The organism is Bartonella sp. OC16QHHD (assembly GCF_042194035.1).
Lineage (GTDB): Bacteria > Pseudomonadota > Alphaproteobacteria > Rhizobiales > Rhizobiaceae > Bartonella.
In genome coordinates this window covers 1-13,930 of the sequence record NZ_JBHIMJ010000081.1, presented here as the reverse complement: position 1 = coordinate 13,930, position 13,930 = coordinate 1, and the positions used below count along the sequence as shown (strand labels likewise).

Annotated in this window: 19 protein-coding genes and 1 pseudogene; all 20 read right to left on the bottom strand. The window is 46.3% G+C overall.

Features of this window, described 5'->3' with window-relative positions:
* Window positions 1-42: 42 nt before the first annotated feature.
* Window positions 43-1,149: a phage tail protein gene (locus tag ACFIK1_RS08335; protein WP_375662571.1), complete on the bottom strand. Its 1,107-nt coding sequence runs from the start codon at window positions 1,147-1,149 to the stop codon at window positions 43-45.
* On the bottom strand, window positions 1,149-2,030 hold the full coding sequence (locus ACFIK1_RS08330) for a baseplate J/gp47 family protein (RefSeq protein WP_375662570.1): 882 nt from the start codon (window positions 2,028-2,030) through the stop codon (window positions 1,149-1,151). The genes ACFIK1_RS08335 and ACFIK1_RS08330 overlap by 1 nt, the downstream gene beginning before the upstream one ends.
* Entirely contained in the window at window positions 2,023-2,403 is a 381-nt protein-coding gene (locus ACFIK1_RS08325; protein WP_375638670.1) for a GPW/gp25 family protein, read from the bottom strand. Before ACFIK1_RS08325 ends, ACFIK1_RS08330 begins: the two co-directional genes overlap by 8 nt.
* Before the next feature lie 3 nt (window positions 2,404-2,406).
* On the bottom strand, window positions 2,407-2,607 hold the full coding sequence (locus tag ACFIK1_RS08320) for a hypothetical protein (protein WP_015856807.1): 201 nt from the start codon (window positions 2,605-2,607) through the stop codon (window positions 2,407-2,409).
* A 12-nt stretch (window positions 2,608-2,619) separates the two neighbouring features.
* Window positions 2,620-3,213 (bottom strand): baseplate assembly protein, encoded by a 594-nt coding sequence (locus ACFIK1_RS08315; protein ID WP_375633728.1) that lies wholly within the window; start codon window positions 3,211-3,213, stop codon window positions 2,620-2,622.
* Window positions 3,210-3,731 carry a hypothetical protein gene (locus ACFIK1_RS08310; RefSeq protein ID WP_375662569.1) on the bottom strand — a complete coding sequence of 174 codons (522 nt, stop codon included), beginning with the start codon at window positions 3,729-3,731 and terminating at the stop codon, window positions 3,210-3,212. Before ACFIK1_RS08310 ends, ACFIK1_RS08315 begins: the two co-directional genes overlap by 4 nt.
* Window positions 3,728-4,222, bottom strand: coding sequence for a phage virion morphogenesis protein (locus ACFIK1_RS08305; protein WP_375633726.1), 495 nt, complete (start codon window positions 4,220-4,222; stop codon window positions 3,728-3,730). Before ACFIK1_RS08305 ends, ACFIK1_RS08310 begins: the two co-directional genes overlap by 4 nt.
* A 1-nt stretch (window position 4,223) precedes the next feature.
* Window positions 4,224-4,646, bottom strand: a complete 423-nt coding sequence (locus ACFIK1_RS08300; protein WP_375612327.1) for a gp436 family protein — start codon at window positions 4,644-4,646, stop codon at window positions 4,224-4,226.
* A gap of 15 nt (window positions 4,647-4,661) precedes the next feature.
* Complete coding sequence (locus ACFIK1_RS08295; protein ID WP_375633725.1) at window positions 4,662-5,627, bottom strand: capsid protein; 966 nt, start codon at window positions 5,625-5,627, stop codon at window positions 4,662-4,664.
* 12 nt (window positions 5,628-5,639) lie between these two features.
* A complete protein-coding gene (locus ACFIK1_RS08290; RefSeq protein WP_375633724.1) occupies window positions 5,640-5,981 on the bottom strand; it encodes a hypothetical protein in 342 nt (113 codons plus the stop codon).
* Complete coding sequence (locus tag ACFIK1_RS08285) at window positions 5,978-7,006, bottom strand: phage protease (protein ID WP_375662568.1); 1,029 nt, start codon at window positions 7,004-7,006, stop codon at window positions 5,978-5,980. Before ACFIK1_RS08285 ends, ACFIK1_RS08290 begins: the two co-directional genes overlap by 4 nt.
* Window positions 7,007-7,596: 590 nt before the next feature.
* On the bottom strand, window positions 7,597-8,802 hold the full coding sequence (locus tag ACFIK1_RS08280) for a phage minor head protein (protein ID WP_375662567.1): 1,206 nt from the start codon (window positions 8,800-8,802) through the stop codon (window positions 7,597-7,599).
* A complete protein-coding gene (locus tag ACFIK1_RS08275) occupies window positions 8,795-10,375 on the bottom strand; it encodes a DUF935 domain-containing protein (protein ID WP_375662566.1) in 1,581 nt (526 codons plus the stop codon). Before ACFIK1_RS08275 ends, ACFIK1_RS08280 begins: the two co-directional genes overlap by 8 nt.
* Before the next feature lie 12 nt (window positions 10,376-10,387).
* Window positions 10,388-12,010: a hypothetical protein gene (locus tag ACFIK1_RS08270; RefSeq protein ID WP_375662565.1), complete on the bottom strand. Its 1,623-nt coding sequence runs from the start codon at window positions 12,008-12,010 to the stop codon at window positions 10,388-10,390.
* Window positions 12,003-12,584 carry a phage protein Gp27 family protein gene (locus tag ACFIK1_RS08265; RefSeq protein ID WP_375646429.1) on the bottom strand — a complete coding sequence of 194 codons (582 nt, stop codon included), beginning with the start codon at window positions 12,582-12,584 and terminating at the stop codon, window positions 12,003-12,005. The genes ACFIK1_RS08270 and ACFIK1_RS08265 overlap by 8 nt, the downstream gene beginning before the upstream one ends.
* Window positions 12,547-12,903 carry a hypothetical protein gene (locus ACFIK1_RS08260; RefSeq protein WP_375612320.1) on the bottom strand — a complete coding sequence of 119 codons (357 nt, stop codon included), beginning with the start codon at window positions 12,901-12,903 and terminating at the stop codon, window positions 12,547-12,549. The genes ACFIK1_RS08265 and ACFIK1_RS08260 overlap by 38 nt, the downstream gene beginning before the upstream one ends.
* On the bottom strand, window positions 12,900-13,214 hold the full coding sequence (locus ACFIK1_RS08255) for a DUF2730 family protein (protein ID WP_375633887.1): 315 nt from the start codon (window positions 13,212-13,214) through the stop codon (window positions 12,900-12,902). The genes ACFIK1_RS08260 and ACFIK1_RS08255 overlap by 4 nt, the downstream gene beginning before the upstream one ends.
* Window positions 13,211-13,426, bottom strand: a complete 216-nt coding sequence (locus ACFIK1_RS08250; RefSeq protein WP_375624036.1) for a hypothetical protein — start codon at window positions 13,424-13,426, stop codon at window positions 13,211-13,213. The genes ACFIK1_RS08255 and ACFIK1_RS08250 overlap by 4 nt, the downstream gene beginning before the upstream one ends.
* The gene (locus ACFIK1_RS08245; RefSeq protein ID WP_375662564.1) at window positions 13,419-13,757 is read right to left on the bottom strand and encodes a hypothetical protein; all 339 of its coding nucleotides are present in this window, start codon (window positions 13,755-13,757) and stop codon (window positions 13,419-13,421) included. Before ACFIK1_RS08245 ends, ACFIK1_RS08250 begins: the two co-directional genes overlap by 8 nt.
* Window positions 13,750-13,930 (bottom strand): annotated as a pseudogene (locus ACFIK1_RS08240) (hypothetical protein); the annotation flags it as partial. The gene ACFIK1_RS08245 and the pseudogene ACFIK1_RS08240, both read right to left, overlap by 8 nt.

Below are 13,930 nucleotides of genomic sequence, written 5' to 3'. Positions count from 1 at the left end.
GATCTGTCAATTGCAAAGGGTAAACCACTTTCATGCTTCATATTAAAACCTCAATAAAATCTTGAATTGTTCGCGAACATCGGCACGCAAAGGAATATTGATGGGTGTTTTGAGTATCTCTACACCACCATTCAGTTCATTGACGTCACACCAAAGCTTTCCAAGGGGGACATCTTGTTTGGGAATGCCGTGAACGAGAATAGAAACAAATGCTGCTTGTTTCCCATCAACATCGTGAAAGTCTGTGCGTGCTGCCAGAAAAAGCGCCGTGCCCATCGAGGAGGGCTGGAACCTGACGCCACAATGGCTGTACACACCATCCAAAGCTTGTTCGACAGGCGCTACAGCATAGCATCTGCGATACCCAATCACGCTATTTTGGCTGTCTCTTAACACGAGATAAAGCGTGCGGTTGCTAAACCACTCTGCCATGAGTATATCGCGTTCATGTTTTTTGACCGAACACCACGGAAAATTTGCCAAATCCCAAGGGTAATCAATTTGGTTCCAGCTTAACTCCTCGTCAAAGTCATCTATCCAATTGCCAATAAGCCTGCCTTCTTCTTTTGTGAGGGTATGATTGATTTCTGTTGTGCGTCCAAAGGAAAACAAAGTGTCCCCAGCTGTTAAGCGAACACCGCTTTCATACTCCAACATGCTATCATCGAGGCGTGACATATTGCCTTCCATGGCTTGCACATTATAACCATAGGTCCCACGGCGAAAATCAGAGCGCAAACTTTTGGAAAGGTCGGTGATTGCTTCAATAGCTTCAAGGCTTTTGCGTTCAGGCAACTGATCAAAATCAAGTTGAAAGGAATTCCACCATGCTCGCCCCGTCCAGGCGGGTTGAAAGCGTGCCGAAATCCCTAGCCATTCAAGCCCCATCTCTATTGCCGCAAGGGAGCCGCGAATATTTTGCCATGCAAGACCCTGATCAATTAAATCATAAAGGTTAGAGAAATAAGGGTTTAATTCTTGTAAGCCATATTCGTCTATTAAAAAGGGCAACCAAGAAGGCGGACGCGTGATAAATTTCGCGCGAGGTATTTCTTCGAGTGCCATTTTAACGTGAGGGTCAAGAGCCATTGCTTCTGCAAAACAACGTTCAAACAAGCTCGAATTTGGGGGCAAAAGTGAGGAAAGCATCAATAAGCACGCCCCCGTTCAGACAAGACAATATCCCCTAGTGCGACGGCTTCATCCGGTGCGACCAAAATATCCTCACAAGGTTGCGTTATGTTCACATGGTGAACGCCCTCAACCATCAAGCGGCTTAGTATCCAACTTAAAGACAAATCACGCCCAAGCCTCCATGCACGCGCCCATTCTGCTCTTAAATTCTGCTCCGCTCTTTCCAAAACAAAGGAGCCTTCATCCGGTAACAACCAAAAATCAGCAGAAACATTGATCATCCGCTGTACCGCGCTTTTCACAAGGATGTGGTCATTGGTCATTTTAACATGGGGGGCATCAAGGGCTGCTTGCACCTTTGCAATTAAAGCCTCATCTGCCACCCCTGATGGGCTATCACTAAAAAGAGCCACATGAATAATCGGGCTTTTACCCTCACGATAAACAAAAGCATCTTTGACATGGATATCGCTTGAGAGGGCAAAATATTGATAACGTGGCGCTGTGCCCCCTGTGGAATGTCCTTGTCTATTCAAGCGAATGCGGCGGCGAAACCGCTCATCATCTTCATCCAAAAGGCGCGTGACCCCATGAAAATCCCCCAAATGATCTAAACTTGTTCCACGCGCAAATGTGAGTAAATTATCCCGCGCCACTTCATTAATTCGCTGGCGCAATAGCAACTCTTCATAAGCCGCCGCTTGCAATTGAATGACCACGGGATCATAAGCCGTCTTTTCCACATTATAAGGAATATGATGCGCTGCAAAAAGCTCAGTCAAACGCGTGATCTTTTGCTCTAAAATTGCTTCAACAGAAAGCTCTTCAATAATTTGTGGCAGAGGGAGTTGTGGAGGGGGAATCTGTGAAAAGGATAAAGGTTCAAACTCAGTCATCACCAACCTCTAAATTGATGCTCATTGGCTCTTTGTGTGACCAATCCCCCAAATGCCCATTGGGATAAAAAACACCCGTTAAAACAAAATGGAATGTGCCTTCACGCGTTGCTTTTGTCAGATCAATCCTCTGCAACGAGAACCCAGGCTCTCCACACTCTGGATCATCGAGTGCTTCAACAATTGCTTGATAAAGCTGCATCATCGTCGCAGGATCAGCATTGGCATCTTGGAATGCTCCAACATCACATCCATAATGACGACGCAAAACCCGTGTCCCAATTCTTGTCGTCAGACATTTACGAAGTGACTGTTGGCAATGTGCCCAACCATACAAGAGAGAGCCATCCTTTTCGCTCATCCCGCACCGCATGCTTTAAGCCCCTTTGCTTGTCTTTGTGGTAGAAACAGTTGGGGGCGCAGAAACAACAGGGGCTGGTTTTTCAGCGATCTGACCAAGCAGCAACGGATATTTAGCCGCTTCCTCACTTAAACAAATTTCCTCACCCTTGCCTGGTGAACGCTTGCCTGCAACAAAATCGGCATTGGTTAAAATAACATAAGTGTTCTCACGCATGATAAAACTCCTTTAAAGAGGGGAAGAGGTTGTGGAGGGACCCATTTTGACCCCACCGTGTTTGTGGCTTGCGCCAACAGATTTTTGATTATGCTGTAAATCTTCTGCTTGAATGTGCACACTGCCCGTTAATTCAACACGGGTTGCTTGATGAGAAAGCACCAAACCTTTTTCACTCAAATGAATTTGATTTTCCCCATGGGAGAGAATAAGTTCATCTTTTGTCATCCGCAAAGCGCCACCGGCATAACACAGAGCAAGTTCTTGGAAAGAGCGTGCGGGATTAGGCGCATCCTCACTATAGCTATCGCGCACCACCAGAGAGGCAGAACCAATTTCGCCATGGGGGTTCAACAACCGCACCGAATCACCAACATTGAAAGGCATATTGCTGGAAACAGCCCCCGCCGCTTCTTGCGCTTGTAGCCAAGGCGATAAAACCGCTTGTCCATTAGAACCCTGTTCGCAAAGTTTCACCCGCACCCTATGACCATCAACTTGCACAACCCGCCCGATCATGTGCTGGTTGGCAAGACAGCGTTCAAGGGCATCAAGACGCTTCATGATTTGTCGAAAGGTATCACTTAAGAGATGTGCGTCATTCATGCCCCCACCTCATTGTCCCATGAAATCAAACCACTTTTGAGTTGTCCCTCATCACAAAAAATATCCTGTCCCAACTGATGCAAATCTTGGTGCCATTCCACCACGCTTATCGATACACCACGCTGCTTAATCGCCGCAGAGATAATCGGTTCAATTTGCACCTCACGCGGGGCACTCAAATGCGTTAGTCCCCACAATTGCCCGCTATGACAAAGCACCGCAATGGCTTCTGCTAAAAGCCAACTGGAAACATCACGCTCTTTACCTGTGGTAATAATAAAAGCCCCTAAATGAAGATCAGCACTCATCTGTCCACTTGCTACAGGATTCAAACGGCTTTCTAACACCGCAACCCGTATTGCTGGAGCCACCAGCATCTGTGTTTCAAGCTCTTCTAAGTTAAAACGTCCAAATTGACAGCCGCAATCACGCACATCCGGTAAAGCGCCTTTAAGGCTTCTTATCACCGCTTCACGAAACTGATTAATGCGCCCAGCATTTTTAATCGTTTGACTCATGCAAAGACCCTTTCCAGCCAGTCTTCTGTCGCTTTGACAATTTCCACTTTATTGTGCTCTGAAAGCCCCAAATAAGGGCGTGCGGGCATGGTCACTTGATGCACACAAACAAAGCGGTGTGCATTGCCGCTTTTAAGAAAAAAGCGCAGTGTCTTGCCATTTTTCGGGTGAATAACCCCACCTAATTGATGAATCCGCGCATAAACCAACCCAGAGCCCACAATCACCTGTTCTGGTGAAGCTTTCATATCAATGGAGCGTGAAAGCGCCCCACTGGCATAAAGAATGGAGGTGCGGGCATGATTGTTTTTCCACTTCTCTCCTTGAGCAGACATTTTTTCACTTTGAATCCGCCGCCTTGTGCTTTCTTGAATGAGACGCCCAACCCCTTGTGCCAAAGTCCCCATCGAGCGATCAGCTCCCTTTTGCAAAAAGGATAAAGCCGCTTCAAGCCCTGTCTCTTTAATCTCAATATGGGTTGCAACAGACATATTATCTTCCCATCAAACGCGGCTTGGCATGGAAGAAAGCCCCATCACGCACGGGACCATCTTCGCTCATAATTTTAGGTTCATCTATGCCTAAACCCGCTTTGCCTTCGGCAATACGTTTCAGCAAATCAACCGCCTGTTTGTAACGATCTTCAATGGTCGTGGTCAGTGCCGTATGGCGTATGGCTAAATTATAAACAGCAATATTGACACAGATCATACCCAGAGCCGCTGGCTGTCCAGCAATGGGGATTGAGTAGCGATGAGACAAATGCACATCAATCTCACCACTTGCCTGTTCGAGCGCGCGGGCAATGGCTTGCTCTGAAAAAACTGGATCAGAGTTCTCATCCATCCCACACAAATCATCCAAGAAGTCATCACCCCAGAGCTCTTCAATCAATGTTTTGCTTGCATAAGCCATGTTTAAAAGTTTCCCTTAGACAACTTCTTGCAACAAAACACCGGCATCTTTTGCGGCAACCAATTCACACACACGTTCCCCCACACGCACCCGTTTGCCGCCTGATAAGCCGATATCTGGATCTTGGATCACTCCAGACAAACGTTCGCCCAACTGGGCGCTAAAACCCCAACTGATCACCGAACCATCTGCCTGTTGTTTGGTAGGGTCAATATAAAGCAGTGCAATCTTATTGCCCCACACGCGTGCCAATTGTGCCGAACGCCCTTTACGTGCCAAATTCACTTGCGATTCACCAATGAGTAAACGATCGGGGTGTATTTCCATCAGATCAGCAAATTGCGCCTTGGTGACAAAACCATCAGCAGTGCCACCCCCTTTAACAGCTTTGATGATTTTGGGATGACGTTTGAGTTTTGACCAAACAACTTTGCCCATCACAATGGTGTTGGGCGTATAGACGAGACTTTTATCCATGGCCTCATCTAAAACAGCATAAGGATCAGATTTCTCATAATCGCTAAATTTATTCTCACCTTTAAGTGTTATCACCCGCTCTGGTGCATAATTTTCACTTCTTTGCACAAGCGCTGCAACACGCACTTCACGCCCCAATTCTAGCAAATTGGCAAGTCCCTCTACAGCTGTCTTTTCGGGGTTATAACGAGAGCGCTTTTCTGCTCGTGCGCGTGCCGCTGCTTCAATATCTGAATTGGGGATAAGATCATCAAGTCCGTAATCTTTGACACTGGCTTCCCGTTCAAAGGCAGAAAATTCCACCACATTCGGGCGCCCTTTCCGCCCTATCTCAAGCTCAGGCACGGTAAAATTTTCCGCTAAGGGAAATTCACTATATTTAAACACCTCACTTAAAACACAAACGCGTGGCAAAACTCTATCGCCAATAAGAGAACCTGCTGGATTGCGATAACCAATAGCAATAGCGGTGAGTGTTGGATCAATGGGAAAAGGTCTGTTCATTTTATGCCTCGATTAATTAATTTTAAAAGAAATAACATCACCAGCAGAACCATCACTCATGGCAATACCAATGGTGCGATCTGCGGCTTCCGCTTTAATGGCGTGTCCTTTGGGGTCAGAGGTCAAAAAATCACCAAAGGAAACATTGCCTCCACAAACCACTTCGCCCCAACCACATTGGCCAACATCAATCATCTCACCAGCCTTGGCACTCAATGACCCAGCAGTCCCTAATAATTTATCACCCTTACCAGAAGCCGTTGCCACCATTCCATCACCGCGCGCTGCAACAATGCAATAAGGTGAAATCACATCTATGGCGCGAAAAGATTTAATTAAAATCATCGTACTCATGATTGGCGCTCCTTTTGTTCGCAAATATAATCAACTGCTTGGCTAATGGTGATGTCGAAACCTTTTTGCTTCTGCTCTTCCTTATAATGGCGTGCCGCAACAGCAACCTCTTCTGGCGCAAGCTTTGGTTCTTGCTTGAGACAAGAGGTCTCCAAAGGACTCCTAGCGGCAAGCGCCGGCAACTTCTCGACCAAACTTTTAAAATGTTCCACACCCCCTTCAAAGCTACAGAGTGCACGATATTCCTCGCGGGCAGCCGGCAAAATCTTGCCCTCTTCAATGGCCTTGTCTAAAAGGCTCTCAATAGCCTTATTTTTTTGCTCTTCTTGCAAAAGCGCTAAATCTTCTTGCACCTTTGTCAATTGAGCACAAAGTTCCGCGCGTTCTTTTTCGCGCGCTTTAAGCGTTGCTAAAACCTCATCCGCTTTAGCATCTTCTGCCAGCGATAGTGCACTGGCAATGGCTGTCAAATCCATCATTTTCTCCGTCAAAGTTATAGGGGAAGGCTGTTCACGGCTTAAAGCCGTCATGACAAGGGCTGGACGGTTCACCAAACCAGCACCTGCTAAATTTAAAATTTCACCTTTCTTGGAATGGCGAAACTCCGGCGAAAGATAGCGATATTCTCGGGCAACAATCTTTTTAGCGGCCATATCGGTCCATTTAACACGCCCCCAAATCGCACCATCCCGCTCTGCTAATTCTTCAATCCAGCCACTGGCAGGTGCTTCTAAACCATTTCTCGCACGGTGATGTTGCCCATGCTCATAATCAATCACAAGCGGTCCTTTATTGGCTGCAAAGGCTTTTAAAATAGTTTGCGGGTTATAATGCCATTGTCGTCCATCACGTGCCTTCACATGGGGCGCTTTGGGCAAAAGCTCTACCCATTCAGGCGCTTGGCTAACGGTGGCGTCTTCACATGAAATGTCTTGGCATAAAACGTCTGGACAGAGATCTATTAACGCAGCATGAAATGTTTCTGCATCCCCATCTTTTTGATCTTCGTGAAATTCCTGTTCCATACATTGCCTATTGCTTTACAATTGTCATTGGCAATACAATGCATGAAACTTACTCCCACTATAAGTCTGACACTGTCAGTCAAAAGAGCATTTCTCAAAAAGCACTCTTTTCCCTATTATTCTCCTTGTGAGAGAAACCCCCGTGCCAAACCATCCCATAAAATCGTTTTCAAAGGCACTTCAAAGGCGATAGAGCGCCGTCGTGAAGTTAGAGGTACAATTTATCGTCTTATACAAAAAAAGCCCCTCTCAAGCCGTTTTTTTAAAGATTGCTTTTTGGCTTAAAAACATTATATCATTGGAGGTAAGGCGTGAGCCAGTTTTGCCAGGACGGTTTTACCGGATCTGCGAGGAGTTGACCGCCCTCCACGCCTTCTCATTTTCTCACGCATCGACTCTCTTCACAAAAGCCAACATGGTTTTTCTCAAGTCGTTTTTTTAAAGATTGCTTTTAAACTTTTAAACTGTTACTTCTATCCACGAGGCGTGAGCCAGTTATACCAGGACGGTTTTACCGGATCTGCGAGGAGTTGACCGCCCTCCACGCCTTCTCATTTCACAAAAGCCAGCAGGTCTTTCCGGTGTTTTCTTTACAACAACCTCTCGCCCTTTTTTTCAGCCGCATCCAATAAGCGTCCAATTTCTCTAGAGCTTTTTTTATGCATGGAGGTCAACCACCATTCTTGTTTGCTTGCTACAAATTTGACCGCTAAGCGCCACCATACCCCATCATTTTCACCCAAAAACACAACGCTCGGTACACCTTTTCGCCTGATAATTCCATGGGGGCGAATGAGTGTTTGAATGGCGCCACAAAAATCATCCAAGTGAAGATCACGCGCTTGATGCTCTAACAAAATATGTTTCACACTGTCTGCGGATAAGCGAATAAGAGAATTTTCCGCTGCAAAAACATCACCCACCTTTTGTGGTATCGGTGCAATGGGTATAAACCCGCGAGGCATCCGTCCTTCAAACATGGCTTCCAAAATTGGCGAACCCACAATATCTTCAATGGCAATGCGTTTGTCATTGTCCCCCATCACAGAAATTTTATCACTCAAAAAATTGCTTAAATTTTGCGCCCGATGTTTCCCAGGATTAGAATGCCAACCAGGATCAATCCCCTTTGGTATCTTCTCAACTTTCCCCGTCCGTTTATTGTGCCAAACCTGCTTTTCAACATGAAGTGGCTCTGCCCCCTCTTCATAGCCTAAATCTTCTGCTTCATAACGGCTTACCTGTCGCACACTGCATTTACACCGCCAACCATTGGGCGGATAAAGCCAATCCCAAACCGGATCATCAACAGGTGCGGTAAACCCCACCCAACTTTCATGTTCTAAACGCTTATGTTCTGAACTTGACAAAGCATAGGTGAGATAGGGCAAAAATTCTTTATTATTTTGTGTGCGCTCCCACTCACCTGCCGCATGCGCACTCATGGTATTGGCCCAATAGACCGTTTCTAAACGCCGTGGGCTGCCCAATTGTACCACGCTCTTTTCACCAGTTTTGGGGTCAATGCTGGTCTTTTTACCCCACCAACCCTTTTCCTGTAAAATCGGCATCAAATTTTTTTGAAAATCTTGAAAAGGAACTTGATGCTTTATGGCTTCTCCAACCGCTCGCTTAAAATCCTCCAAAATATCATAGCCTAGCGATTTTGCCACCGTAAAGGAAAAGGTATGTTCTTCTGGTGCTATATCACGCCAATCAAAGCTTGGAACAAGTGCCTTGGCTTCAAAATAACGGGTGACCTCTTTAGGGGCGGTTTTAAAAAGTTCCTCATCCATGATACCCAAGCCCACGTGCAATCATTTGTACTTTTGCCAAGCGCGCTGCTAATGCGTGATGATCCATCTCACCTAGCAATTCATCTAAGCCTTTAAGGATATCCTCATAACTTTTTGCTTCTCTCACAAGCTTTTTAAAAGGCTCTAAAAGGGGTTCTAAGTCCTCTTCCCAGTCGCTTAAAGCTTCTTGTGAAAGTCGGTCCAATTCGTCGTGATGTTTTCCACCCTGCTCTTTTGCACCCTTGTCCTCTCTTGTCACAGAAACATCAAAAACACCTCCACAATCAGCACAAACATGAGCCTTTTCTCCCCTCTCATCATCAAGCGCATTATCAGGAGCCTTTAAAACATCCTCTTCCTTTTTTGGTTGCGAAAAACCAATCTTATTGCGCACTTCTTGCGCCCCAACACGCAAACCCAAGGGCACAAGTTTTTCCAGTGCATCACTAATCGCTTTAATATCTTCATTTTCCGAAATCGGCCAATAGACAAGGGGGGCGCGCTCTTGGCGTCCAAAATTAATCTCAACAAAAGGCACAATCAAATCACGATTAGCCGTTAAAGCTAATTGGCGTGCATCAGCTCTGGCAATATCATGGCGCACATTTTCATGAATGCGCGCTTGCGAAAAGGACGAACCATCATCCGTCGTCATGGTTTGCCCCAACACACCTTTAGAAATTTGTCGATCTAAATATTCCGCCTTAGAAGCAAACACCGCATTGCCACTGCCCCCTGCCGCTTCAATAAATTCAATCTCCATCTCTTTGGGAATAATCGCTGCCGCATCACTGGATAAATCACGCACTGCTTGAATGAGAACCCGTCGCTCCTCATGAGAAGAGCTTGCCCCATATTTACCCACACGCAAAGGCATGCCATAAACTTCTAAAAATGCCATCCAATCTTTCAGTGTATAAGACTTGAAGAGAAATGCCCAAGCTGCAAGCCGCGCAAGCCCAGAACGAATAGGCAAACCGCTTTTTAACTTGGGTCTGTGAATAGAAAATTTATAAGCAGGCAATTCACTTCCATTAAAAGACCCCTCTTCTTTTAAACGCAAATGAAAACCATCCCGCCGATCCAATTGAAAAAACCGCTGGTCACGCCATTTCCAAGCAACCGGCCACCATTCCTTGGCACTCTTGTCCCACAAGGTTTCTACAATCGCATAGCCTTTTCCCAAAGCATCCAATAAATCCGTCACATAATCATCAACAAAGGTAGGCGCACTAATCACTTCCCGCACCGCATCTGCTATCTTTTTGTCCTGTGCACTATTGCTTGCGGCAATCACTCCAGGCTCCACCCCTGTGAGAGCATTTTTACGCATGCCAAGCACAGCACGATAATGCAAATCACGCTCTTCCATATCATCGGCAAGTTGGAAAAACTGCTCTGGATGACCCTCTGCTGCCTGTTGTAAAATATCAGCAAGTTGCGCAGGGGTCAGACCACTGACAATGGTTTGTGACCACACATCACGAACACCGCCAACGGTAGGGCTTGCAACTTCTCGCTCCAACCCTTTGATATTAAGCGCCCTGCCCCACTGATCTAAAAGTTTTACCATCTCATCATCCCATCAATAAATCTTTGATCGCATTGTTGAAAAAAAAGGCGTTGAAAAGAGCGAGCTTTCATCAAAACGATAAGCCTCTCTCACAGGTGTATAATCATAAATTTCAGGAGTTTGGCGGCTGGCAAAATAAGCCAAAGCGCAAGCAATCGCGCTATCACCATGGCGCATAAAACCATCACTGCCTTTAAAACGATGATTGTCTGGAATTTTCACAATGCCATTGACATAAGCAAGCGCTTGATGATCGGCAACAATGTCACTATCGCGCGGCAAAACAATCGTCCCATCCCCAAAAGCTTCTAAATAAGCCGGCATTTCCTTGCCATACCAACTTTGTGACAAGGGCACTTCCTTCACAAGAGCTCCATAACGTTGCGCCGCTTTTTCGGCTAAATAAGCCCCATTGCCCCGCGCATCTAACGCGCCGCCCATCAAACGCGGCAAACCATTCACCCCATAAAATAAAATCTCTCTTTGTTGATCAAACGGCGTATTGCGCAATTCCACCATAAACCGGACACGGCGCACCAAATCTTGTCCCACCTCCATCACCACAATCGATGTCGCATCGCCACTCCGCGCAAAATCAACACCAAAAACATGTTGGCGCCGCCGGTCAAGCCCAATATGAAGAGGTTTTATATGCTTCTCACACCAAGCAAAAGCAGCTTGACTTCGTTGATGTTCCGATTGATTTTTAAAATCATCCACACAAGCAAAACGCAACACTGCAATGTCAGGCGCGCAACAATTTTCAATCTGTAAGCGTGTTAAAGCCGCCCCTTCTTGATCAGCTGGTATGGCATCTAATTCTTGGCGCATCGCAGCCAAACGCACCCCATAAGAGGCACGAATTTGCTCTTCCCATTGTTGCTCAGACGCTAAACTCCACACCTCCCCCTTCATGGCACAAACCCGTTTAAACAAGCCATTTTTAACAGCAACACCAAAGGGATAACAATGCACAGAAAAAGGAACCTTACCTGCTCGCGCTTCACGGATCAATTCATTGAAAGGATTGAGCACACCATTATGGGTGGAGATCACACGGATCTTGCCTCCCCAAATGAGCAAAGCATTGACAGCATCCAAAACAGAGCGCACATCTTGATGAAACGCCGCCTCGTCAATCACCACAATGCCCTGTAGTCCGCGAATATTTTCAGGGCGGCTAGAAAGCGCCTCAACCCGAAACCCCGAAGCAAAACGCACCCGATAAGCAGAGATATATTTCGTTGAACCATCCGCCCTTTGATCAGAGAATAAAAATTCCTCAACATCCCCACTATGGCTCGTAATTGCCGAAGCAAAATTGCTCACATAGCCAATAAATTCCCGCCCCTTGTCTTTGGTGTCACCAATATAAAAAACATTATCGCCCCTCGCTTCACGTGCCGCCGCTGCAATCAGTGTATCATCCAAAGCTTCTGCAAAAGTAATGCCGGTCCGCCGCCCCTTTTCAACCAATTTTAATGGGAACTTATCTTCAATCCATGCCCGTTGATGTGCCATCAAAACGCCTTCCGCTAAGGGATCACTCTCTTTGGGAAAAGTACTTCTCTGCCAAATATCAAAACCACTTTGATGATCAAAGACATGACTTTTTGAAAAGGGCTGTTCAGCCATGTTTTACCCCCAACACCTGCGCACGAATAGCTCGCGCTGTTTCTTCTGAGAGCCCCGCCGCTGCTGCTGCTGCGTCAACCGCTTTGCTTGCTTTGCTGGTAAAATCCTTCTCTAATCTTTGCCGTCTGGTGGTCGACAAATGTTCAGCCGCCAACACGCCTTTAAGCGCATTGGCCAATTCTTGTGCCGCTTTTGGTGAAAGGTTTTTCCCGCTGCTCAACGTTGAAAAAATCAACTCCTTAATCGCTGCCGCCGTCAAAAGAGTGATATTATCAGAAGCTTTAGCATCAAAGCGCTGCGAGAGGCTTGCGGCAATTTCTCTTGTCTGTTCTAGGCGCCGTGACATCACGGCTAGCCGCAAAGAATAACGATTAAAACTCGAAAAAGAGGGAATAGAAAAGCTGAGACCCGTTTCCTTTCGTAAAGCCTTCAAAGCCGCTTTAAACTCACCATAAATAGCCATTTGTGTCTTCTCACGCCCATTTAAAGCCTCAGCAGCAGCAGCAATAATTTGATCACAAGCTTGCGGCAATAAATCAATCGCCGTTAAACGTCCACGCCCGACCTTGCGCATCCTTCACCTCGTCTTTTATTGATGAACGTTTAGGCCGCTTAATCCCCTCAATGGAAAAGCTCCGGTCTAAATGACGCGCTCCCCGTTCTGTTAACGCCGCAAGAAAAACTGAACCCACACATTTTAAAGTAACAGCACCTTGATCTTCCATCCATGCCAGTTCATTATGCACAAAATCGCGATCGCGTCTGATGCCATAACTGTATAAAAGCCGCTCAATCATCGCACTCGATAAAGTTTCACTGCGCTCACAAGCAAGCCCTTTTAAAATAATCAACCGCGCTTCTTCACGGATGATTTTATCCATATCTGCTTTCATTTCTTGGCATTCTCCAACAAAAACTCTTGCAAGCGCTCACCAATGGCTGCCACCGGTTGTAATTGTGCAGAAAGCGTGTTGAGACGACCATTCAATTTCTCCATATTCACTTCCAATCTTTGCAGCGCATCACGATCAGGCAAAAAGTCCATCTCTGTTTCTAACTTTTGCACACGCTCTTTAAGCACTGTCATATCTTTCAGCATTTCCCGCGCACCTGAAGAAAAATAGGCTCTCAAAACCCCACAAATCGCAATAACCGATAACAATAAAGACAACCAGCCATTGGCAACACTGATATCCAAATTCACTTAAAAGTCCCCTCTCTTGTGCCTAAAATCGCCCGCTCCGCAGCTTTTCTACGCTGTTCACAAATCAATAAAGCAGCACGATCACGCCCCCAATAGTGCACCACTTCGCGCGCATTCAAAGCACGCTCTGGCAATAAAGCTGGGCGGGCACACGCCATGCGAACAACAGGCGGCAATTCAACCGATAAAAAATGATAAGAAAGGCTACCCACCGGCTTGTGTGTTGAGCAAGCGCACACGCTCAAGCCCAATGCCACCGCCAGTAACCGGCAACTTCCCATTGACCTCCTCCATTTTCACAAGCTTTTGTTCCAAAGCCGAAATCACCCCTTGCGCTTGATGCTCAGCTTCAAACGCTGCTTGCCTTTGTCGCTCCATCTCAAGCTGTGCGCGTGCAGAAGCCTTGGCAATCTCCAACTGCCAATACAAATCACGCGCCTTTTTCGCCTTTAAAACTTGCGCTTTCATAAAGCCAAAAGCCGCCAACATCACACTGACCAAAAAAAGCAGACCAAAAGACAGTTTTGAAACAGGGCTAAACATTGCTTTTATCTCCCCACCTCGTTATCTCCACCCCATCATAGGAGCTGCTACGCCGCTTATGGGAATGTTTCCTATTAGAAAAATCCAACGAGCCAAAGCCACGATGCACCCCCAGATTGCCAACAATAATCGCCACCATCGAGGGAATAGAAATACCTGCCATATCAACAATA